The sequence below is a fragment of the Pseudocolwellia antarctica genome (genome assembly GCF_049933045.1).
In the GTDB taxonomy this organism is placed as follows: domain Bacteria; phylum Pseudomonadota; class Gammaproteobacteria; order Enterobacterales; family Alteromonadaceae; genus Pseudocolwellia.
Map to the genome: position 1 here is coordinate 929,912 of NZ_CP187926.1, position 23,965 is coordinate 953,876.

The 23,965-nt window shown below is 36.2% G+C and carries 17 protein-coding genes and 2 pseudogenes; 10 read left to right on the plus strand and 9 right to left on the minus strand.

Features of this window, described 5'->3' with window-relative positions; all coding sequences use genetic code 11:
• Positions 1-3 precede the first annotated feature (3 nt).
• Positions 4-1,878, minus strand: a complete 1,875-nt coding sequence (locus tag ACPUVN_RS04080) for a glycosyltransferase (RefSeq protein ID WP_426370011.1) — start codon at positions 1,876-1,878, stop codon at positions 4-6.
• Positions 1,879-2,330: 452 nt separating this feature from the next.
• On the opposite strand from ACPUVN_RS04080, the gene tnpA reads away from it, so the two are divergent.
• Entirely contained in the window at positions 2,331-2,789 is a 459-nt protein-coding gene (gene tnpA, locus ACPUVN_RS04085; RefSeq protein WP_426370012.1) for an IS200/IS605 family transposase, read from the plus strand.
• A gap of 25 nt (positions 2,790-2,814) precedes the next feature.
• On the opposite strand, the gene ACPUVN_RS04090 is transcribed toward tnpA, so the two are convergent.
• Positions 2,815-3,468 (minus strand): PHP domain-containing protein, encoded by a 654-nt coding sequence (locus tag ACPUVN_RS04090; protein WP_426370013.1) that lies wholly within the window; start codon positions 3,466-3,468, stop codon positions 2,815-2,817.
• A gap of 1 nt (position 3,469) precedes the next feature.
• The gene (locus tag ACPUVN_RS04095; RefSeq protein ID WP_426357882.1) at positions 3,470-5,257 is read right to left on the minus strand and encodes an aminotransferase class III-fold pyridoxal phosphate-dependent enzyme; all 1,788 of its coding nucleotides are present in this window, start codon (positions 5,255-5,257) and stop codon (positions 3,470-3,472) included.
• A 329-nt stretch (positions 5,258-5,586) separates the two neighbouring features.
• On the opposite strand from ACPUVN_RS04095, the gene ACPUVN_RS04100 reads away from it, so the two are divergent.
• From ACPUVN_RS04100 to ACPUVN_RS04120, 5 genes and pseudogenes are all read left to right on the plus strand, one after another.
• Positions 5,587-7,680 carry a sensor domain-containing protein gene (locus ACPUVN_RS04100; RefSeq protein WP_426370014.1) on the plus strand — a complete coding sequence of 698 codons (2,094 nt, stop codon included), beginning with the start codon at positions 5,587-5,589 and terminating at the stop codon, positions 7,678-7,680.
• Between the two features lie 330 nt (positions 7,681-8,010).
• Positions 8,011-8,278, plus strand: a pseudogene (locus ACPUVN_RS04105) (potassium transporter TrkG); the annotation flags it as partial.
• 240 nt (positions 8,279-8,518) lie between these two features.
• The gene (locus tag ACPUVN_RS04110) at positions 8,519-12,415 is read left to right on the plus strand and encodes a response regulator (protein WP_426370015.1); all 3,897 of its coding nucleotides are present in this window, start codon (positions 8,519-8,521) and stop codon (positions 12,413-12,415) included.
• 517 nt (positions 12,416-12,932) lie between these two features.
• Positions 12,933-14,480, plus strand: a complete 1,548-nt coding sequence (locus tag ACPUVN_RS04115) for a GNAT family N-acetyltransferase (protein ID WP_426357879.1) — start codon at positions 12,933-12,935, stop codon at positions 14,478-14,480.
• A 218-nt stretch (positions 14,481-14,698) separates the two neighbouring features.
• The gene (locus ACPUVN_RS04120; RefSeq protein ID WP_426370016.1) at positions 14,699-15,235 is read left to right on the plus strand and encodes a type II secretion system protein; all 537 of its coding nucleotides are present in this window, start codon (positions 14,699-14,701) and stop codon (positions 15,233-15,235) included.
• 331 nt (positions 15,236-15,566) lie between these two features.
• Here ACPUVN_RS04120 and ACPUVN_RS04125 read toward each other — a convergent pair whose 3' ends face one another.
• Together ACPUVN_RS04125 and ACPUVN_RS04130 are read right to left on the minus strand one after the other, a co-directional pair.
• Positions 15,567-15,908, minus strand: coding sequence for a PDZ domain-containing protein (locus tag ACPUVN_RS04125; protein WP_426357877.1), 342 nt, complete (start codon positions 15,906-15,908; stop codon positions 15,567-15,569).
• A gap of 221 nt (positions 15,909-16,129) precedes the next feature.
• Positions 16,130-17,710 (minus strand): annotated as a pseudogene (locus tag ACPUVN_RS04130) (transposase).
• A gap of 273 nt (positions 17,711-17,983) precedes the next feature.
• On the opposite strand from ACPUVN_RS04130, the gene ACPUVN_RS04135 reads away from it, so the two are divergent.
• From ACPUVN_RS04135 to ACPUVN_RS04145, 3 genes are all read left to right on the plus strand, one after another.
• A complete protein-coding gene (locus ACPUVN_RS04135; protein WP_426370017.1) occupies positions 17,984-18,223 on the plus strand; it encodes a type II toxin-antitoxin system ParD family antitoxin in 240 nt (79 codons plus the stop codon).
• Positions 18,223-18,516 carry a type II toxin-antitoxin system RelE/ParE family toxin gene (locus ACPUVN_RS04140; protein ID WP_426370018.1) on the plus strand — a complete coding sequence of 98 codons (294 nt, stop codon included), beginning with the start codon at positions 18,223-18,225 and terminating at the stop codon, positions 18,514-18,516. The genes ACPUVN_RS04135 and ACPUVN_RS04140 overlap by 1 nt, the downstream gene beginning before the upstream one ends.
• A 624-nt stretch (positions 18,517-19,140) precedes the next feature.
• Entirely contained in the window at positions 19,141-20,094 is a 954-nt protein-coding gene (locus ACPUVN_RS04145; protein ID WP_426357271.1) for an IS110 family transposase, read from the plus strand.
• 29 nt (positions 20,095-20,123) lie between these two features.
• On the opposite strand, the gene ACPUVN_RS04150 is transcribed toward ACPUVN_RS04145, so the two are convergent.
• From ACPUVN_RS04150 to ACPUVN_RS04165, 4 genes are all read right to left on the minus strand, one after another.
• Positions 20,124-20,582, minus strand: coding sequence for a DUF3592 domain-containing protein (locus ACPUVN_RS04150; RefSeq protein WP_426370019.1), 459 nt, complete (start codon positions 20,580-20,582; stop codon positions 20,124-20,126).
• 112 nt (positions 20,583-20,694) lie between these two features.
• The gene (locus tag ACPUVN_RS04155) at positions 20,695-20,982 is read right to left on the minus strand and encodes a hypothetical protein (RefSeq protein WP_426370020.1); all 288 of its coding nucleotides are present in this window, start codon (positions 20,980-20,982) and stop codon (positions 20,695-20,697) included.
• A 124-nt stretch (positions 20,983-21,106) separates the two neighbouring features.
• A complete protein-coding gene (locus ACPUVN_RS04160; RefSeq protein ID WP_426370021.1) occupies positions 21,107-21,334 on the minus strand; it encodes a hypothetical protein in 228 nt (75 codons plus the stop codon).
• Positions 21,335-22,021: 687 nt separating this feature from the next.
• A complete protein-coding gene (locus tag ACPUVN_RS04165) occupies positions 22,022-22,375 on the minus strand; it encodes a hypothetical protein (protein WP_426370022.1) in 354 nt (117 codons plus the stop codon).
• 1,163 nt (positions 22,376-23,538) lie between these two features.
• Here ACPUVN_RS04165 and ACPUVN_RS04170 point away from each other — a divergent pair.
• Positions 23,539-23,715: a hypothetical protein gene (locus ACPUVN_RS04170; RefSeq protein ID WP_426370023.1), complete on the plus strand. Its 177-nt coding sequence runs from the start codon at positions 23,539-23,541 to the stop codon at positions 23,713-23,715.
• Positions 23,716-23,965: the final 250 nt, after the last annotated feature.

Below are 23,965 nucleotides of genomic sequence, written 5' to 3' on the forward strand. Positions count from 1 at the left end.
AAATTACGCCACCGTTTTTTCTGTTAGGTTGTTTGTTTTTAAAGGGATACTTTCATTATCACAAGAGGCGTACTCGACCTCTGCGAGAATAAAGCTGTTTGTCGATGTACAGGGAATAGCCGTTACATTACTTTTTATCGTGTAATGCTCAGGGATATCTAAACCTAAATCACCCATAAACTGATGCATTATGGGTTGTGCCTGATATTGTAAAGCTCTTACTAATGCATTGTTTTTCATCAACTGGCGTTGAGTCTTGTTGCTAAAAAACTCTACAACTTTATTTGCCATTTCATCAATAGTTTCAACTAAGTAACCATTAATATTATGTTGGATAATATCTTTAGGACCTTTGCAGTTATAAGCTAAGGTAGGCATGCCATGAACAAAAGACTCTAAAATTACATTGCCAAAAGTGTCGAACTTAGAAGGGAATATAAACAAGTCTAGAGTGAGGTATAAAGCAGCTAATTGCTCTTTGTTTTGCCAGCCCAAAAACACAGCCTCAGGTAGTTGCTGTTTTAACTCTTGTGTCGCAGGACCTGAACCTGCTATTACCAAGCGTAAGTCAGGAATGTTTCGTTTAGCTTTAGCGATTATTTCGGGTAAGTCGAATAAGCCTTTCTCTTTACTCACTCGACAAGCAACAAATAAAATTGGTGTATCGTCAGTGGCATCAGTAATGATGTCTGACTTTTGCATCGCCTTAATTGTTTCATCTCTTGGTTGTGTGTGATGTGCAGTGAGAAATACCTTACTGGCTTCAAGCTGCATTTCGTGGTCGGTTAACCAAGATTTATGCTCAGTATTCAATACAAATATTCCATCGTATCTATTATATAAAGCGCGTAATAAACGACGTACTCGATCTCGCTCGTATTGGGTTAAATCGGTGCCGTGTTTTATAAAGTCGATCCAGTCGGTGTGCATAAAAAAGTAGCTCGGCACATTAAACATTTGTTGTAAGAATAACGACACTACAGCCATAGGACCTTCCGTTGAACAAACGATACGGTCGTAACCTCCTTCATAAAATATGCGCGCTATTTCTATTAAGTCAGGTAAACGGATTTCTTGATCATGATAATGCGGCACCGAAAAGCTTGATATAGGTCGAACAACAAACAAGTGAGGTTCTGGTGCTATATCGCTGTGGCAAATTAAAAAGTCGATAGGTAAATCAGCTTTTTGAACTTCTTTAAGTTTGCCCGATAGGGAATTAGAGACACCGTTTTTATCGCGTAATGTATCGGTTAAATACAAAGCTTTATTTTGGTGACGATTTTTACCTAAGTGCTCAGCAAAGTCGTTTAACAGCTTACGGTTTTGATACAGCACACGAGTAGAAGCTAAAGTTGCACCGGCCAAAAATGTACTGATTAATAAAGGGAATGAAAGGTGATCGAGTAGCTTTTCAATCTTCACATTACTCATGTTGTCTTTTTTAACATTATTACCAAAAAATAAAGCAGTAAGTTGACTAGGTACTTCAAACTTTCGAGTGATTTCTTCGGTAGATATATTACGTAGTTTTGTGTCTTTATTTTTACTGACATTACTACCAATGATTTCTTCAATCTTGGTTGCCATTAGCTTATTTAAATAACTAAATAAGTGACCAATAACTTCGTTAACGGTAGTCACAAATTCTTCAGGTGATTTATTTTTACTGTCAGCTATTTGTTCTAAATATTCGAAACAAAAACGATAGTTTTTAGAGGTTTTCCATTTTATTAATTTGTTGGGTTTTTTACCTTGTAAAGCATCGTGAATAAACTGGAAAAACTTCATCGCCTTTTTATTTTTCTGCATTTCTAACAAAAAGTTACTAATGGTAAAACAACCAATTTTGTCCCATGCTGACCCTCTATGCAGCATAATGCGCAGTAAACCCGGATCAGTTATTTTGGTGGCAACTTGTGAGAAATAATCGAGCAGGGCGATATTAAGTTTTTGGTTTTCGCCTATTTGACCAAAAGGCGATACATTACCTTCTCTAAGAGCTTCAAGTGCGAGGTCTGATGGCTTTTCAGTTTCTAAGCGTTTTGCTAAATTAGGTATATAAAGATTTGAACCGCACTGGCCAGCAAAAATACCGGTATGATCGTCCGATCCGCCTGTGAGTATTTTGGGTTTATTGGGATCTACGCCAAAGTCAGCAGGAGCTAAGTTGTGCTTTGTAGCATAAGCGGCTATTTTCTCTGCCGTTAAGCTCTGTGCCCAATTGAGTGTCAGTACACTTTGCCAAAGATCGCGCTGCCCATTTAATCTCTTTGGGGTTTAATTCCCCGCAGCTTGCTGCGATTTGGGATAAGCGCTAAAGTATTAGGATGAGTATATTTCTCCATAAAAGTCATAATGTTTCAGTTCTAATGTATCATCTTGTTTGTCCAGCTAAATATCGCAAAGTGATATTTACTGATGAAGTTGATCAGGTACTGAAAGGTGTTTGTGAAGAAATATCTAAAAGGTATGAAATTGCGTTCATAGAAATAGGAACAGATAAAAATCATGTTCATTTTTTGATTCAATCAGTCCCGATGTATAGCCCTAAAAAAATAGCGCAAATAGTTAAAAGTATTACGGCAAGAGAGATTTTTAAGAAATGCCCATTTGTTAAAAAGGAATTATGGGGAGGGGAGTTTTGGTCAGATGGATACTTTATTACCAGCGTAGGTAAGCATGGAAATGAGTCAATAATAAAAGATTATGTGAAGAATCAAGGAGATGATTCTTATAAAAAACTTAAGCGAGAATCAATAACAGATGATCAATTCCAACTATGGTGATAGAGGGTTAATTAATACCCCGCTTTCACGTAGTGAAAGACGAGCCTAAGCGAGACAGCTTGCTGCGGGGTTTTTTACTTACTTCGAAGCGTTGAAACATCACAGCCAGTTTTTCAAATAAACTTAAATCTATTTTTTCATTTTTGGTATAAAAGTAAAGGGGATGCGGCATTATTACAGGTAAATTAGCCTGAGTTGTGTAACGAAGAAAGTCATAAATGTTTTGGCGTTTCTCGTTTAATACAACTTCTTGCTCTTTGCTAAAGCCATACGTTAATACATGAATGTATAACTCGTATTCAGGGAAGTAACAGGTAAATTCAGCCGCTACTAAAACATCAATTCCTTGGTCGAGTAATTGCCAACATGAACGTGCGTTATTGTGATTACTTACGGTAACAACATCCATCTTGTTCTTTTGAAGCAAAGCAACCAACTCTTTGGTTTTTAACCAAGTTTCTGGTAGGCGAAGTATACGTCCCCATAATTCGTCAGGTACATCGCTGTTGTGGTCATGACAATGTAAATCTACTCTTAAGCAATCTTCAGTGTTGAATCTACTCGCTTGTGATTGTAAATATTCATCGTATTCATGTTTCAAAGATTCCCTAAAAGAGCTTTTACTCACATGCTTTTTTAAAGGAGTTGTTCCATTCATATTATTAGAGACTTGAAGCATATTAGGATACCTTTTTAATTATCGTGTCTTTTATTTCAGGCGTGTTATCTAACGACTCTTTTATCGGTGTAATATCAGCTGTTTTCTGGTGTGAGGTTTTTGTGGTGTCTAATTTTGTGTGGGTTAATGCTATCGACTTAATCGGTGGAGAGATTATTTTAGACAGCACAGGAAAGAGGTCAGATAGCATGTCGTATAAGAACTGACGTTTTATTTTCTTATTAGTCAGTTGCTCTGCAGGCGCAGCAGGTTGCCACCACCAACCATCGTTTTTCATGGCTAATGCAGCTTTAACAAAACGATGAGTGACTTCTTCAAACTCTTCCTCGGTAAAATTAAAGCTCATGATCATTCGTCCTGAACCTAACCAACTCATTTCTAAACCTGCGGCCTTTAAATAAAATTGCAGCATCCAGTTATATCGACTTGGTTTTGTGTACAAAACTGATAATACGGTATGCATGTTGGTTATTTTTATAGGCAGGCTATTGGCTTGTAATTTGTTGTTAAACTTTTCAACGCGTTTATTCCAAATGTCTTCAATGGTTTGGTATATGTTTTGAATTTCAGATGTTTGAATTCGATTTAAAAACTCATTCATCGCACCCATTACATAAGGGTGAGAGTTAAAAGTTCCACGTGCAAATGACACATCAGCAGGCGCATCTTTTCTAAAACGTTTCATCAAATAGCCTTGTCCAGCTAATACACCTACAGGTAATCCACCTCCTAAGGTTTTACCATAAGTTACTAAGTCAGCTTGAACATCAAAGTAACCTTGAGCACCTCGGTAACCTAATCTGAAACCAGTAAATACCTCATCAAAAATAAGCACTATGTTACGTCGATTACATATTTCTTGAATCTTCTTAAGCCAAGTGCTGTAGGCTTCTTTATCAAAATTTGTAGCTCTATCACTGGCTACTAAAGTTGAATCTGAGCCTGAATCTGAATTAGGGTGAAATGCCTGCAGAGGATTTATTAATACACAGGCTATATCGTTTCTGCGGGCTAATATTTTCAGTGTGTTGTCACTTAAATCGGCTAATGTATACACATCATCTACTTTACGACGGTTACCTACGCCAGGTTGAACACCGTCCCACCAGCCATGATATGCACCACAAAACCTCACTAAATGTGTTTTCTTTGTGTGGTATCTGGCGAGTCGAACGGCTTGCATCACCGCTTCTGTGCCAGACATGTGAAAAGACACTTCATCTAATCCTGAGATACTTTTAATTAATTCAACATTCTCAGCAATAATAGGATGATAAGACCCTAATACGGGGCCTAAATTTTTAACTTGTTCAAAACCTTTATCCATACAATCTTTGTAAAAATCGTAACCAAAAACGTTAACACCATAAGAGCCAGACAAGTCGAAGCGCCAGTTACCATCTAAATCTTTTATTTTTGTCCCTAAGGTTTCATCAACAATAGAGCCAAGCTTAAATGCCTTAGGTAAGCCTTTTTGAAAAGGGAAGGGAATGCGATAGTTGCTGGTAAATTGAATATCTGAGACGCTTTTTTCAAGTTTGTTGCAATAATCAATGGATTTAGCGCAGCTTTGATTTAGGTTTGTTGCCAAATTACGTAAAGCTTCTTTGCGTTGCAATCCAATATTTTCTGGTGCGCCATCACAGGTAAAGTAATGAGCCTCGTTATAAGAGAAATATGGGATTTTACTTGTTATGCGTCGCGACCATTTGCTATGACCACGTAGTGAGGGGTGCTTTGCTTTTGATAGCTGTAAACGTATTCGAACAAGATTTAAAAAATAAATCACGATGATCACGCATAAAATATATAACAAATAACTCTCTTTCATAGGGTATCTCGACTATTCCTTTAACAACGAGGTTACCAAGCATATTTGAAGGTTTTATTTCAGATATATGTCGTTTGTGTAACAGTATTGTTTTAGAAAAAAGACACGGGTGTGCTAAATAATTAGAAGTGCGATTAAGGTAGCTTGCGGTTAATTTTGTTTTTGTGCGAAGGGAGTATGGTCTAAATAAATAGACTATTGTATTCAATTTTATTGGTAAACGGTGCAAAATAAAAATTAGTGTCTAATATTAAGGAAAAGGCGATAAGCGTTTTCATTTTTTCAACATGGAAGCAAATATTATTAGCAATATATTTAGGCATCACACATTAATAAATGACTCAGTACATCAATTGTTTGATGTGGTTGATGCTGTTTCTGTACAAGGCTACGATGAAGAACGTCGCGTTATTTATTGGAATGCAGGCAGCGAATTACTTTACGGTTATAGCAAAGTTGATGCTTTAGGTAAGAGAATAGAAGAACTTATTATTCCCCCCTCCCTCAGAAATATTGTCATATCAGCACATCACGATTGGATCCATAAAAATATTGAAATTCCAGCGTCTGAAATTACCTTACGCCATAAAAATGGTAATGAAGTTGGTGTATTTTCAAGCCATGTGATGTTTATTAATGAACATAATACAAAGCAGATGTACTGTATTGATATCAATTTAAACGACGTTCGGCAAGCACAGGCGCATGCAGCATTTAAAGAACATATGCTTAAAGCTGTACTTGAATCTACGCCAGATCTGTTTTTTCTTATGGAAGAAGATGGCACTATTATTGACTTTCATGCCTGTAATCAAAAGGAACTCTATGTCACTCCTGAAGAATTTATTGGTAAGTCTATGGTGGATATTTTACCCGATGGAATTGGAAATAGACTTAAAGTTTATATTGAGAAAGCATTAAAAGAACAAGGTGTTTCTAGCTTTGAATATGAGCTTAAGTTGCCTCATAGTTTACTTTTTTATGAAGCAAGAGTTAGCCACTTACCCCAGTATAATCAGATTGTTGTTATTGTTAGAGATATTACAGAGCAGCATAAAACGGATGAAATAATCCGTCATCATGCTTATTTCGATACTTTAACTTTATTACCTAATCGCTTTTTAGCTTTAGATCGTTTATCTCAAATGATTAACGAAGCGCAAAGAAATCATGAAAAAACAGCCATACTCTTTTTAGATTTAGATGATTTTAAAAAAGTGAATGACTCTCTTGGTCATGAAATAGGTGACAAGCTTCTGATAGAATCTGCTAATAGATTGAGTCAAAGTATACGTAAGGAAGATACCGTTGGTCGACTTGGCGGTGATGAGTTTATTGTTTTATTACGCGGTTTAACCGATAAGAATAACGCACTCGATTTTGTAGAGCATCTGCTGGAAGTATTTAGAAAGCCTTTTAATATCGATGGAAGAGAACTCATGATCACCTTAAGTATAGGGATAGCGATATATCCTGAAAATGGTGAAAATGCTTCCAACTTGCTACGTAATGCTGATACTGCAATGTATCAAGCTAAAGCTTTAGGGCGTAATGCTTATTCGTTTTTTACTCAAGAAATGAATGTGACTATGATCCGGCGTTTTGAAATTGAAGAGCAAATGCGTGGCGCATTGGAACGTGATGAATTTGAAGTATATTATCAACCTAAATTTGATGTTAAAACTGGATACATAGTTAGTGCTGAAGCATTAATTCGTTGGCATAATCCCGTTTTAGGTAATATAACGCCTGATGAATTTATTCCCCTTGCCGAACACACAGGATTAATTATTCCTATCGGTCAGTATGTTATTAAGCAGGCGTTGTCATTTTTAAAAGAGTGGCAAATGACTGAGCAAGAAAACTATACCATAGCTGTTAATTTGTCACCGCGTCAGTTCAGAGATAAAAGCTTATTCAGTTTCGTCCAAAAATCACTTGTTGAGGCCAATATTAAACCTGAACATTTTGAGTTTGAGATCACCGAAGGAGTATTGATGATAGGTAAGTCTTATATTGACGAAGTCTTATCTAAAATACATGAGTTAGGTATTAAACTGTCGATGGATGACTTTGGTACAGGTTATTCATCACTAAGTTATTTACGACAATACTCATTTGATATATTAAAAATAGACCGAAGCTTTATCGATGGTATCACTATAAATAAATCTGATTGTGATCTTGTTAAAGCAACTATTGCTATGGCTCATAGTTTAAATTTAGCTGTAGTAGCAGAAGGTGTTGAACTACAAAATCAATTGATATTATTGAATAAATTAGGCTGTGATTGCACGCAAGGTTTTTACTATAGTAAACCAATACCGGCTAAAGAATTTTTAAAATTTTCAGCCGACTATAATAAAAAATCTTGTCAGTAAGTATAGTATCAAATTTTGTTTAAGCTCACGGGTAAACATAAACATTCATAGCGTCTAATTTTTACAACAACTTTCTGTTCCTGATAGAAAGCCACTTTTTTTCACTCAAAAAATTCATCCCTAAATATTTAGCGCAAATTTTACGCCGAGCGTTAAAAATAATCGTTACAATTATATTTATCTTATAGATTGATCATTTCATAAACAGCGATACTTAACATGCTAACTAAATTACTCAATAAAAAACGTTATAGTTACGCTTTTGCAGTTAACTGTTGTCGTGGTATCTATTTCATCGAACAGAATAGTCATAACTCTGAAAGGTGTTTTGTGTGCCTTGGTGTTACTTGGATATCTATATTTTTTATTATTAAGTGAAGAGGCGCCTTTTTTAGATATCGTCTTCGAAGCAGTTTCAGTCTTAGGTACAATAGGGCTTTCAAGAGGTGTAACGACATCTTTGTCAGGTGCTGGCGAGGCAATCATTATATTACTGATGTTTATTGGTCGTTTAGGTCCACTAACTTTAGCTTACTTTTTAGCAAGTCCTAGAACACGTCGCCTAATATACTCGACAACAATACTCACTATTGGGTAAATAATAACGTTTATTGCTGATATTTCTCGGTTCTAGGTGTTTATGTTTCTATATTGATTCTTTTTTATCTGTAATTTGTTCGGATTTGTCTAGGATAAATATTTATCATTTTAAACATGAACTTCATTTTGTAGCTATACTCATTAAAAGTTTATAAAATTCCACGAGAAGTTATGTATTTAACAATAGTTAATGTTTACAGGCTTTTGAAAGTTTTTCAGGGATACAGATAATAAAATCATGGCTGATATTAAAACATTACAAAAGAATATTAGAGTAAGAAATCTGTATGTGATTTCACTTATCGTTGTTTTAATTAGCATTTCTTTTTTGAGTTTGATTATACTTTTCAAACAACAAAAAGAAGATGCAGAGCTTATTAACCTTGCTGGCAGCCAAAGAATGTTGTCGCAGAAAATCGCTTACTTTTCTTATATTCACCATCAAAACCTCAGTCTCAATATTGTAGACCAAAGTATTAATAAAGATTTACTTGAAAGTGCTTACGCTTTCTCTACTAATCAAGAACGGCTAACTGTTATTGCTAATAACCAGCCAGATATTATACCCGAAGAAGTTGCTTCAATTTATATCCATGGTCCTATCTACCTTAATAACAAAATTGAGCGTTATGCCGAAAGTGCTATTGCCTTGAGTAAAACCTCTGATGAGGAAGTAGCTAAAGGCATAGTTATGGACCAGTTTGAACCCAAATCAGTTGAGGGATTACTCCATGATCTTGATCAGGTTGTTTCGAAAATAGAACAACACATAAATGCACGTATTACTTTTTCTGAAATGTTAAAAACTGTTTTTTGGTTAGTGGCAATGGTATTACTTGTTTCCTTTAGTTTCTTTATTTTTCGACCACTACAAAAGCTAATCAAAAAAAGTTATCTATCTCTCTTTACGTCTAAGCAGCGTAGTGTTGAATTAAGTTTTGCGATAAATAAACATGCGATCGTTTACCGAATTGAAAATGATGGCAGTATTACAGAAGTTAATTCACGTTTTTGTGAGTTTTTTTGTTATACCGAAGAGGAAGTTATTGGTCTTAATGTGATGAGTATTTGTAGTGATACTTATGATTCGAACTACTTACAGAATATTTTTAGAGAGTGTGCTGAAAATGAGTATTGGCATGGCGAATCTATTAATAAGCTCAAAGGTGGCAGAGAGCTATGGTTAAGTACTACGATTGTTCCTCTAAAAAACGATAATAATAAAATAGAATCTTTTATTGTAATTCAAAATGATATTAGTGAGATAAAACATACAGAGTTCGTTCTTCAACAATTACATTATATTACTTCAAATCAAGACAAGGTTTTAGGGGAGAAAATCCAAAGTATACTCGCATTAGGTAAGCAAATATTTAATTTACCGTTAGCTTTGATCAGTGAAATTGATAATGAAGAGTATAAGGTTTTGTATTGTGATACACCCAATGCAGAAATTCTATCAGGCACTGTTTTTGAGTTAAGCAATACTTACTGTTTTCATACTTACTTGGCTGATCATGCTATTGCATTTCATCAAGCTGGAGATAGTACGATTAAGTCGCACCCTTGTTATGAAAACTTTGGTTTAGAAAGTTACATTGGTGTGCCATTAGTTGTTGACGGTAAACGTTTTGGAACCTTAAACTTTTCAGGTGTTGAGCCTTCACCTAAGCCTTTCACAGCTCGTGAATTAGATTTAATTCAATTGTTTTCTCATTGGATAGGCTCTGAGTTAACACGTGCGAATCATGAAAATGAATTACTGGCACAACAATCATTAATGGAGCAAATTGGCAAACAGGCGAGAATTGGTGTTTGGGAAATAAACATGATTAATGAAACCATTTATTGGTCTAATGTTACTAAAGACATTCATGAAGTTCCTTCTGATTATCAACCTAACTTGTCAACAGCTATAAATTTCTATAAAGAGGGGTATAGCAGAAATACTATTACTGAATTAGTAGAGCAAACTATTAAAACGGGTACACCTTTTGAAAAAGACTTACAACTTGTCACAGCTAAAGGAAACGAGGTTTGGGTATCAGCAAGAGGAAGAGCTGATTTAGAAAACGGTAAGTGTGTTCGTATGTTTGGCTCGTTCCAAGATATTACTGATAAAGTACTCGCTCAGCAAAAAATGTCTGAGGATAGCCAACGTATGAGATTAGCTGCAGACTCTGCTGGTTTCGGGGTTTGGGTATATAACCTCATTGATAATAACGTTACCTGGGATGATTGGATGTACACAGTTTACGGTATATCGCCCGATGTAAAAGAAAGTCCTTTTAGTTTATGGGAAAACAGCCTACATCCTGATGATAAAGAGAGTGCAGTATCTGAGTTATCGTATGCTATTGAAAATAAATCAAAATTTGATACTCAATACAGAATTATTTGGCCTGATGGAACCATTAAGCATATTAAAGCCGCCGCTACGGTTATTTATGATCATGCTGAGGTGCCGATTTCTGTTATTGGCGTAAATTATGATTTGACGGAACGTGAAGAAAACGCGATAGCGTTAACTAAAGCTAAAGTTCAAGCTGACTTAGCGGTAACGGCTAAAAATGAATTCTTTGCGAGTATGAGCCATGAAATAAGAACGCCAATGAATGGTGTTATAGGCATGCTCGATTTAGTGAAAGAATCAAAATTGAACCAAGAGCAAAAACATCGTATTGGTATTGCTCAACAAAGTGCCAAGTCATTGCTGTCACTTATTAACGACGTGCTCGACTTTTCTAAAATAGATGCAAATAAATTAGAGCTAGAAAATATCAGCTTTAATCTAATTAAAATGGCTGGAGATTTAGCTGACGCCTCAGCACAGCAAGCGCAAAGTAAAAGTTTAGAGCTCATACTTGATACCGTTGAAGTTGAGGAGTCACTTGTTGTTGGTGATTCAAATCGTATACGTCAAATATTAACCAACCTTGTGGCAAACGCGATTAAATTCACTAAGCAGGGCGAAGTGGTTATTCGACTTCGGCAACAACATCATTCTAATAGCCATTGGCGAATTACTATTGAAGTCAGTGATACAGGTATTGGCATTCCAGAAGACAAACAAACTGCATTATTCGAAGCCTTTAGTCAGGTAGATGCTTCTACTACGCGTGAATATGGTGGTACAGGTTTGGGTCTGGCTATTGTTAAAAAACTTTGTGCCTGTATGCAAGGAAGTATTCGAGTAGAAAGTGCTGAAGGTAAAGGTAGTGTGTTTATTTGTGATTTGCTTTTAGAAAAGTCAAAAGACACTCTTTTATCTCTACCAGAAAAACAACTACAAGATAAACGTGTACTGATTATTGAAGATAATGCTACATGTGGCGAGGTGATTAAACGCCAATTTGAACATTGGCAAATGAATGTACAGCTTATTTCTAATGGAAAAGAAGCTTTGTCGTTATTAATCTCTCAAGTAGATAGTCCGCAATTTGATTTAATTCTTATGAATCGTCATCTGGCAGATAAAGAAGGACTGGTTTTCGCTAAAAAAGTCCGTCAACATCCAGAACTAGACGGATTAAAAATCATGTTTATGACTCTTATGGCAAGTCAGAATGATTTAGCTGATTTAGTCAAAATAGGCATAAGTGGACACTTTCCTAAACCTGTTACAGTAGATGATTTATATCGAGCATTAAATACGACATTAAACCTCCCTCCAGTTGAGCAAGGCACAGATGAAAGTGAAAAAGCCACTTCAATAAATGATAAAGATTGTAATTGGAAGCAGGGTACACGGTTATTGCTGGTTGAGGATAATAGAGTTAATCAAATGGTAGCGCTCGGCGTATTAAAGAAAATAGGTATTAAGCATGTTGTTGTAGCGGTTAATGGTTTGGATGCTATCGCAAAATTAAAATCAAGTGATGATGAGCCTTTTAACTTCATCTTTATGGATTGCCAAATGCCTGAAATGGATGGCTACCAAGCGACTAAGATGATCCGAGAAGGATCTGCGGGTGCTTGTTATCAAAATATTCCTATTGTCGCGATGACGGCTAATGCCATGTTAGGTGATGAACAGAAATGTTTAGATGCAGGTATGGATGATTATTTAGTGAAACCAATTAATAAAGATAAAATATGCAATACATTGCAAATTTTTATGAACCAAGCGAATTAATCCGTTTGGTATAACTATATTTCTTAGTTAAGCGCTTTAACGCTATGCATATTTAACTAATCACTTTAACTAAACATATTAACTAAGCAGGTTAATATCAGTGATTGCAGAATAAAGTAAATAGAAACACACAAAACCACTTTAGTTATGATCACATAACTATTCGAACATCTTTATCCGTGCAAGGCTTTATTTTTCCTTTAAAGTTTTGTGCTATTTTCATTGAAAACCCTTTCTTTTTAATCATGAAATATCATCCATTCCTCAGTGAATTATCCCTTTGTTTATTCAAAAATTAAACGCTGGATATTTTCTTCATTTTTTTAGTGTTTTTTATAATATAAATCTTGTCTTTTAGCCAAAGCTACCTTATATCTATCATCCGAAATGAGCTGTTGATATGGCATGGGTTTTTATTTGTTTTTTGGAGAAAAAACACAGGTTAGTACAGATCATTGTTTGGTTAAATATGGGTAGTCCTGGATATAGAATCCAGCCTTTAAATAATGAGAAAAATATGACAGATGATACGTTAACGGAAGACACCGAACATAAACTTAATTTAAGACATTTAACTCTTGACGATTATGACTACGTAAAAGATTTAATGGATGCGGTTTATCCTGGTTTAGGCGGCGCTTGGCCAAAAAATAAGTTTAGAGCTCAGCTTAAAGTCTTTCCTGATGGACAAATTTGTATTGAAGACCATGGTGTTGTTGTTGCAGCAGCTTTTAGCGTTATTGTTGATTACGACAAGTTTGGTGATCAGCATACATACGATGAAATTACAGGTGATGCTTACTTAACAACTCATGACCCGTTAGGTGATGTACTTTATGGTGTTGACGTATTTGTATCGCCAGATTACAGAGCCATGCGTTTAGGAAGACGTCTTTATGAAGCACGTAAAGAAATTTGTCAAAACCTGAACTTAAAATCAATAGTCGCGGGCGGCAGAATACCAAAATATAAAGATCATGCGGCTAATTTAACGCCTCAAGCTTATATTGAAAAAGTGAAGCGTAAAGAATTGTATGATCCGATCCTTACCTTTCAATTGTCTAACGAATTTGAAGTTAAGCGTGTATTAAAAAACTACTTACCAGAAGATGAAGACTCTCACGGCTATGCAACTTTGCTTGAGTGGACAAACCTTTATTATGACCCTGAAAAAGCTCCGCTTATTGGTGCTGCTAAAACAACCGCTCGTGTAGGTTGTGTGCAATGGCAAATGCGCCCATTTTCTTCAGTTGAAGAGTTGTCGCAGCAGGTGGAGTTCTTTATTGATGCGTTATCTGACTATCAATGTGATTTAGCGCTATTTCCAGAATTCTTTAATGCGCCACTCATGGGAATTGAGAACCATCAAACCTCTATAGCAGCGATTAAAGCTTTATCTGAGTACAGTGTAGAGATTGTCGAAGTTATCTCAAAATTAGCCGTGTCGTACAACATTAATGTTATCGCAGGGTCTATGCCTGTTATTGAAAACGATGAACTGTTTAATGTTTCTTATTTATGTCGTCGTGACGGTACGATTGACTCACAATATAAGATCCATGTTACGCCACACGAAAAACGCGCTTGGATCATGCAAGGAGGTAACGAGCTAAAAGTATTCGATACAGACTTTGGCAGAATAGGAATTTTGATTTGTTACGATATTGAATTTCCAGAGCTAGGGCGCTTATTGTCAGAGCAAGGTGTGCAAATATTATTTGTACCTTTCTGGACAGACACTAAAAATGGTTACTTAAGAGTGAGATGTTGTGCGCAAGCTCGCGCAATAGAGAACGAATGTTACGTTGCTATTGCGGGTAGTGTGGGTAATTTACCTAAAGTAGATGGTGCCGACATACAATATGCTCAATCTGCGGTTTTCTCGCCGTCTGATTTTTCGTTTCCTCATGATGCGATTATGGCTGAGACAACACCTAATACTGAAATGACCATTATTGTTGATTTAGATTTAGATAAACTAAACAAACTGCAAAATGAAGGTTCGGTTAGAAATTACTTAGATCGCCGTCGTGATCTTTATAAAATAGGTTGGCTAGGAGATTAGAAGCGTTAGAAATTAAAAGCGTTGAGTAATTAGAGTTATACGAAGCGAAAGGGCTAGGTTATTTTTAACTAGCTCTTTATTGCATTATTTTTTAAATAAGTGCCATCAGATAACCTCAAATGTTGTTTGTCTGATATTTAATCAAGTACTTGTAGCAAAATTTCAGACATTATATGATTAAACTATCCAAACTTAGATGAATGAGAGATGTATTATCTATGACTAAAAAACCTAGAAACATAGGGCATATATCGAAAGGTAATGGATTTACCCTAATAGAATTAGTTGTTGTTATTGTTATTTTAGGAATTTTGGCTGCTACTGCGGCTCCAAAGTTTATAGATTTAACAGGAGATGCTAACGAATCTGTACTAAATAGTCTTGCTGGCACTATGAAATCTAGTGGGCAATTGGTTTATACCAAATCCATTATACAAGGCCTACATACTGAAGCTACGGGGGAGGTTGATTTAGATGGTGATGGTGCAACGGATATAGCAACTAAATATGGTTACCCTAACGCACATAGATCTGAAGGTATTATAAATGGATTAGATATTTCAGAAGATGACTGGACTTGGTCGGGTAATGGTTCAAACAATGTGTTTTATATTACAACTGCTACATTAGGTGGAAGAACGGGCTTGTATGTAAATCGTAGTCACATATCTGACACTAATTGCTATATCACTTATGTAGGGGCAACCGCGCTTGGTGAATCACCTGTAGTCGAAGTTATTAATACTGGGTGCTAGTTACTGATAAAGCCTTCATGATGCCCCTCGTTTTTCAGGTTGAATTTTTCGAGATGAAAGTGCTTAAATCACGTTAAAACCGCATTTAATAAAAGCTTTGTTTAATTTTTCTTAGTAAGTGTTACTCAACTAAGCGCCCATCTCAAATGTGTTATTAATTCTAACACTTCAATTTTTCTTCGTTGATTTCGTAAATTATAGTATTAAAAATAATGAAATATCTACTTCAACTACACTCACTCTATTCAATAGCTGACATTAGATTTTAGTGTCCGTTTTATCGGAGGGGGATCATGTCGACGCTCAGAGCGTCTTGTTAGACTTACCATGTCTAGAAAGTGATTTTCACAGGCACTTGGCTACCATCCTCGTTTTCTAAAATTAACTCTAGGATATCTCCAGCTTCTTTACGCATTAATTTTTTTGCTTCACTTGCAGGACAACCTGGGATTTTACAGTTTTCTACAGAAATAATTTTTTGGCCTACAATAATCCCTGCATTTTCAGCTGGTGAATTAGACTTTACTTTCTTGATGGTATAGGAAACCAGAGTTGGGCTAAAAAAACCATCAGCTTCAACCTCTCCAGAAATACCAAGTTTTACAGGTTCACCAGCTAAAACACCTAATGATGTAATTGAAATTAAAATAATTGTAACTTTGAAAATATGCATAAACAATCCTTGTAAGTCTAACGAGCCTGTAGAATTACTCGTTTTTTATTTAATTTTTAATCAAAATACTCTAACTGGATTATTTTCTTTTAACAATCAAAAACGTTTACGTTTTTGGACGATTTTTATTTGTGCATCGTTAAAGGTTTATTAAGAGTGATGATGAAGTGGTTTATGTCGTTTTGAGGCTGGTTTTTCGTGTGATGTTGGGCTTTTAGGCCCTAATGCAGATTGTTTCTTAACTTTTCAATATTATGAACAAGGCAATACATTTGCCATTGGGTGTTCACTTTATCTTGCCCACGCAAGGTGAATTTATTCATGCCTTTATTAACCGTGATATTGCCAAACACCGGTTCGATTGCCCCTAATCTTTTACTGTACTGCCGTCGTCCAATGGGGCTGTCTATTTTTACCTTCATTCGGTCACTGTGACTGACATTTTGTACCAGTTTCGTTAAGAACTGGACTTGTCGGCCGGTTGATTTGGGCGGCTTTCGCATACATTGCTTTTGCAGTGGACAAAATCGGCAGTCTTTCAAATAGCCCGTGAATCGGACGTAGCTTTTACCTTGGCTGATGATACTTGTACTTTGCCGCCAAAGTGTTTTCCCCGCAGGACAAATGCAGCTATTGCTGGTTGGGTCAAAGTTAAAATCGTCTTGTGTAAAGCGTCGCGCCCTGCCTTTACTGCGTTTTAATCGCCGTTTTTCTTGCTCTGTATGGTAGGTCTCACTGGTTTTAAAGAGTGGATTTCGACTTCTAAATTGCGTATCAGCTATGTAGCTGTCTAACCCTGTTGTCGCCATATATTCCAGATTAGCTTCACTGTGAAAGCCACTATCTGCGGTGAACTTAGCGGTTTCAAATGCGTTTGGTGTACCAAGTTTACTTAATTGATTGTTGAGTTGTTCTATGGCGGGTTTTAATGTTTGTTGCTCGCCAACACTGCCCCAAGTTTGAGCTTGAAGAATGATTTGATGCTGACGTAAAGGGATTTACTAATGCCTTGATGCCATGGATGGCAATGAAAGGCGAGCATCGTTAATCGCAATGCCGTTGTAGCCTTGAATGGTACCTTTACTGGTGGTCATTTTAGCGCTGTCATTATCGGTAACATTACTTTTAACGGACTTGCCTGTACTACCGTGCTTTTCTTCGTTGGTCGCTAAGAAATCACTGATTTTTGTGGCGCTGTTATCAAGCTTCGCTTTTTGTTTTAAGTCATGGTTGATTTCATCTTCACTCAAACCATCTTGTGCTTGGTGCTTTGCCAGAATGCGCTGGCTAGCTTTGCGTAGCTTCTCTTCCTTGCGAGTTAACTCGTCAAATGTCCCACTATATTCTTTACTCGCATTGGATTTTATCTTGCAACCATCGATGGCAAACATGTGACGGCCAATGAGTCCTTCCTTATCACATATCATTAATACTTGAGTGAATAGCGGCTCAATTTGGTCTTTCATTCGCGTAACAAATGCGGCAATAGAGGTGTAGTGCGGCTGAACATCGCCCGATAAACTCATGAAAGTAATGTTGGTTTCACAGGCATTGGCAATGCGGCGACTGCTGATAAAACCACGAGAATAGCCAAATAGAATAATCTTTAACATCACTGATGGTGGATAGGCGGCTGCGCCGCCTTTATCGTTTTGATACCACGGTTCAAAGCCTGATAAATCAAGGTGATTTTCAACAATATGCGCAAGCGCATATTCAAACGTACCCGGGATAATTTGCTGTGAGAAATCGATGGGAATGAACTTACTTTGACAGGATAAATCGGGTTTGTAGTTAGCCATGTTAATTAACTTTAGCAGGATAATATCTATTAGATCACAGATAAGAACACCGCACAAGGTTAAAAAACATACAACCTAAAGGTAATAAAAGGAACGTGAAATAGTTCCTTTTTGGAGAAATTCTACAGCCTCAACGCCGCAATAAGCGGCAAAAAATAGTTGGCTATAATGTGAACGGAGTGAAACAGCCAACTGTTTTTTGTCCGTTTGATTGCCTTGTTATATTTTTTATACCATAATCTAATATATATTGGTACAAACAAAGGTTTAATCATGGCTAAAAATACTAGCGTTACACTAGGCGATCACTTTGATCAATTTATTAACCAACAACTTAGCACAGGTCGTTACGGTTCAGCGAGTGAAATTGTGCGTGCAGGATTAAGATCCTTAGAAGATCAGGAAACTAAACTGCTAAATTTACGCAATATGCTTATCCAAGGGGAACAAAGTGGAGTAGTTGATTATAGTTATGATTCTTTATTAACTGAATTGGATAAAGAAAACCACTAATGAAAGAATTAGTATTATCAGCTAAAGCGAAATCCGATTTAATTAAAATAGCTAGGTACACTCAACTTACGTGGGGAACAGCCCAGCGAAATGATTATTTAAAAATATTAGATAACACATTTCAGTTATTAATAGAGGAACCAGAACTAGGATTAAACTGTGATTATATTAGAGAGGGTTACAGTAAATACCCTCAAGCTAGTCACGTAGTTTATTACAAAGCACATCAAGTAAACCAGATATTAATTATCCGTATATTGCATAAAAGTATGGATGTTAACTCCGCCTTCTAGAAAAATATAACGCCCCCATTTAGAGGCTAAAAATTGTTGGCCAAAATAGCGAGGCACGAGCAACGGCCAGCTGTTTTTAGTCCTTTGCAATGCCTTGTTAGCCGTGGAAGATAAACGTTTGCGGTTTACCGCTATAACTATTTAATAAGACAACGCATTAATTAAAATACACTTTACTCAAAAATTAACACCGAGAAAACAACACAAAGCAATTAACAATAAGTAAATTTCAATTAGGGATAGTTCAAGTGAAACGTGAAACCTTTTCACTAAAAACCAATCCCTGATTTATACAAACTGAATAAGACTGCTAACGCCCAAATAACGGGCTTTTATTGCTGGCTTATAATTTGCGAGGAACGAGCACAGCCAGCTGTAAAAGTCCTGTTAATTGCCTTGTATGGATAATACATCCATCTTTTTAGTTCTTTTTAAACCAGTTTAGGTAAAGTGAGGCCCAAGCTTTGGCTGCAACCAAAGCCTTTTATATGGTAGTTCGATTAATTGCAGGCTCCTCTGTTGAGAGACCGATAACAAGAAAGAACGCCGTATAAAACTCCAAGCACTAAACTCGGATAGTCAACTGGGCCTCGAGCCCGAATAGCAAGGCAGAGTCAGCTTAATATGAATACCATAAATAATCAAAATGAAATTAACGTCGGTGTCGATACAGGTAAAACTCAACTCGATATTTATATACGCCCTTTAGATATTTATTTTGTCGTGAGCAACGATGAAGTTGGTATTAAAGAAGCCATCATGAGAATCAAAAAACACAAGGTGACTCGTGTAGTCATTGAAGCAACCGGACGGTTAGAGCAGCCCTTTATTTTGGCGTGTGCTAAAGCAAAGATCCCTTTTGTTGTGGCTAACCCTGTAAGAATAAAACGTTTTGCTGGAGTAATTAATCAAAAAGCCAAAACAGATAAGCTCGATGCTAAATTAATTGCACATTATGCCGAGATGGTTAAGCCTGACCTATCTAAGTTAAAAGCAGATGATATAAGGCTAATGAGTGATTTACTATCACGTCGTCGTCAGCTTATGGGTATACAAACAATGGAAAAAAACCGTCTTCAAATCATGCCCAAAGAAATCCTATCTTCTATCAGTCCAGTGTTAACGGTACTCAAAAATCAGTTAGAAAAAATAGACAATAAATTGCATAAGCTTATTGAAAGTTGTGATGATTACAAAATAAAAAATGACATTGTTCAGAGTGTTCCTGGAGTAGGTAATGTCGTTGCTTTCAACTTGATTAGTGAAATGCCGGAACTTGGGTATATAACTAATAAAGAAGCGTCATCATTGGTGGGGGTTGCGCCTTTTAATCGGGAGAGTGGAACCTATAAAGGTAAACGCATGATACGAGGTGGACGTTCACAAATTCGAACCGCGATGTACATGGCAATGATGTCAGCAATCCAATGTAATCCAGTTTTTAAGGCAACATATCAACGATTAGTTGCGGCAGGAAAACCTAAGAAAGTAGCAATAATCGCGTGTATTAGAAAGCTAGTTATTACACTCAATTCGATGGTAAGAGATGGTGTCTATTGGGATCCTAAAATGAATTAAACATTAAGGTTTGACACCATAGTCACTTGTTAGGTAACACTATCCACAGTGCTTGCGTTTAATTTAACAACTTTTCTAATGCTTGAAAATGTGAAAACACTGCCAACGATAAATAATAGCAAACTGATCCCCCACAGTGAAAAGAAACTGGAAACCTTGGCAGAATCAGTTGAATTGCTTTGGTATAAAACTTTAACTACATCACCTTTTTGATAAGTATTGATTGAGGGACTAAGACCAAAACTGGAAGTAAACACAATTGAATTACCATTAAGATCCTTAAACTCAATTTTTGGATATAAAGATGATTTTGAGGAATGCTTTTTTACTAGCTCGATAACAACACCATTCGTTGAATTTGCTTTTTCGAGAAATGAATAAGTATTAAAACTAACAAATATACATATGGTAATGCATGCTAACCCTAATATTAGATAAAGATATCCCACCTTTATGCTGTCATTCATACGTTCAACGATGCGAATCATTTTTGGTGTTACCTAACGCCCCACTAAGAGGCAAATAATAGTTGGTTATAATAGAGAGCGAAGCGAACAAAACCAACTGTTATTTGTCCTGCTTGAGTGGCTTGTTATGTGGCTATTGCTCATTAAATACATTCTTATTATACCAAGCCTCTGAGTGTACTTCTGTTTCTGAAAACTCAATAAATGATTTTAAAGCTGACATTGGAATCTGGATTAGTTTGCCGTTAGTTGAAAGCTCTACATATTTAATTTCGTTTTCTTCATTTGCGTAAACTTTGAATAATGGATAATCGATTTCTTTATCTATGGAAGGATTACCAGTTTCAATATATAACTCAGACGTCATTCCAAAATCAGAAACAACTTGTGTTTTTATGCTTTCGTGATCAAAACGCTTCACCTGATGCTCCTAGACACATAACGCCTTACTAAGCGGCGCGAAATTGTTGGCTAAAATGTACGAGGAACGAGTGCTAGCCAACTGTTTAGCGTCCGTTTGAGTAACTTGTTAGTGTGTAAACTGCTCAGTCGTCTTTGTTTTTTACTTTACCAAACAACCCAAAACCAATAAGAACTAGACCTAAACCAGACGTTAATGATATCTCGACTGAAAACCAAATTGGATTCTCAGATTTGTGCACCTCAACTTGTCGCTTTGTAACAACACCAGTTTGATATTGCTTAAAGGCAAATAATAAAAATACTATACCTAGTAAAATTAAACCTAGTTTGCCTCGATTAAACTTAGTCATATACTTTCACACTAACGCCTCAAACAGAGGCTAAAAATTGTTGGCCAAAATGGCGAGGCACGAGCAACGGCCAGCTGTTTTTAGTCCTGCTGCTTTGCCTTGTTAGCAGTGTAAGATAAGCTTTGGCGGTTTACCGCTATAACTTTTTAATATTACAACTAACGCTATTTAATACACTTTACTCAAAAATTAACACCAAGAAAAGAACACTACGATATTAACGATTAGTTAAGTTTAAGTAGGGAGAGGTTAAGTGAAACGTGAAACCTTTTCACTAAAAACCAACCCTTGATTTATACAAATTGAATAAGACTGCTAACGCCTCAAACAGAGGCTAAAAATTGTTGGCCAAAATGGCGAGGCACGAGCAACGGCCAGCTGTTTTTAGTCCTGCTGCTTTGCCTTGTTAGCAGTGTAAGATAAGCTTTGGCGGTTTACCGCTATAACTTTTTAATATTACAACTAACGCTATTTAATACACTTTACTCAAAAATTAACACCAAGAAAAGAACACTACGATATTAACGATTAGTTAAGTTTAAGTAGGGAGAGGTTAAGTGAAACGTGAAACCTTTTCACTAAAAACCAACCCTTGATTTATACAAACTGAATAAGACTGCTAACGCCTCGTTAAGAGGCAAATAATATGTTGGCTAAAATAAGCGACGCAGGAGCAAAAGCCAACTGTTATTTGTCCTGCTTTAACGACTTGTTATATGCCCGATTATACAAAGCTACAGCATGTTTTGCAGGTTCGCTCTTAGTTAAAAGATAATTGACTATAAACATCGCTGGAAATAGTAACAAGAAGACTAAATTACTAGCATCGTTTTTTGCCGCAGACGACCAAACAGGAATACTAAAATTACCACTTAATAAAAAAGTAGAAACAAAAAAGCATTTTAGATAGCCATCCGCTTTTTGGTAAATAGCTAAATTACGATAAAAAAAGAATGCTGCCACTAAGGCTACTAAAGTAGAAACTGCAACTTTGTCATAGTATTCACTAGCAAGTGTTGAAGCTAAAAAGCCGGGGTACATTGCTAGAACTGCACAAGGGAGTGCAATTATATTCTTCGATTTAATAGTACACCTCAACTTCCTTTAGGGCATATAACGCCTCAAACAGAGGCTAAAAATTGTTGGCCAAAATGGCGAGGTACGAGCAACGGCCAGCTGTTTTTAGTCCTGCTGCTTTGCCTTGTTAGCAGTGGAAGATAAACGTTTGCGGTTTACCGCCATAACTTTTTAATAATACAACTAACGCTATTTAACTACACTTTACTCAAAAATTAACACCAAGAAAACAACACTGAATGTTTAGTTTTAAATAAGCATTAATTAGGAGTGGTTAATTGAAACGTAAAACCTTTTTACTAAAAACCAATCCCTGATTTATACAAACTGAATAAGACTGCTAACGCCTCAAACAGAGGCTAAAAATTGTTGGCCAAAATGGCGAGGTACGAGCAACGGCCAACTGTTTTTAGTCCTGCTGCTTTGCCTTGTTAGCTGTGTAGGATAAGCTTTGGCGGTTTACCGCTATAACTTTCTAATAATACAACTAAAGCTATTTAATACACTTTACTTAAAAGTTAACACTGAGAAAACAACACAAAGAAATTAACGATAAGTAAATTTTAATTAGGACTGGTTAAGTGAAACGTAAAACCTTTTTACTTAAAACCAACCCCTGATTTATACAAACTGAATAAGACTGCTAACGCCTCATTCAGAGGATAAAAATTGTTGGCTAAAATAGCGAGGCACGAGCAATGGCCAGCTGTTTTTAGTCCTTTGGAATGCCTTGTTATGAGTAACTTAGGTTAACTCAAAACACTACACTATTAGTAAACACCCCATTTGTAAATGAAGCTTAACTTGAGCTACTAAATACACATTGACGAACCGATGTATTTGCTACAAAAATCTCTTCAAAAGCAAATACTATTGGTGACCTTTGATAAACCTTAACTAGCGAAACTCGTATGAAACAAACACAAAGTTCACTTATTAAAACCACTCTGTTTTACAAAAAAGAACAGACAAAAAGCAGCAGACTCATAACCGCTACTTAAGAGGCTACTAACGTAGTCCTTGAGTAACTTAATTAAACAAATAAACGCACAGCAAAAACCCAACTGTTAGTAGTCCTACTTGAAGTTTTTGTTATGTGTTGGCTAGATTGATAAATGGAGAATGTGATGAGCAAACCAGAAATAGAATGTACAAGAGTTAGGGCATGTAAGTGGCAGGGTGGCTACAGCGACTTAACAAAAAAACTCAACAAAAAAGACACTAAAAAGTATGGTACTGAATGTAACGACAACGTATGTCCTAAATGCGAATGTAAAACCATGTATGAAATAAAAAACACATAACGCCTCAAACAGAGGCTAAAAATTGTTGGCCAAAATGGCGAGGCACGAGCAACGGCCAGCTGTTTTTAGTCCTGCTGCTTTGCCTTGTTAGCAGTGAAAGATAAGCTTTGGCGGTTTACCGCTGTAACTACTTAATATTACAACTAACGATTTTTAATATACTTTACTTAAAAATTTACACTAAGAAAATAACACAAAACAATTAACGATAAGTAAACTTTAATTAGGGAGAGGTAAAGTGAAACGTAAA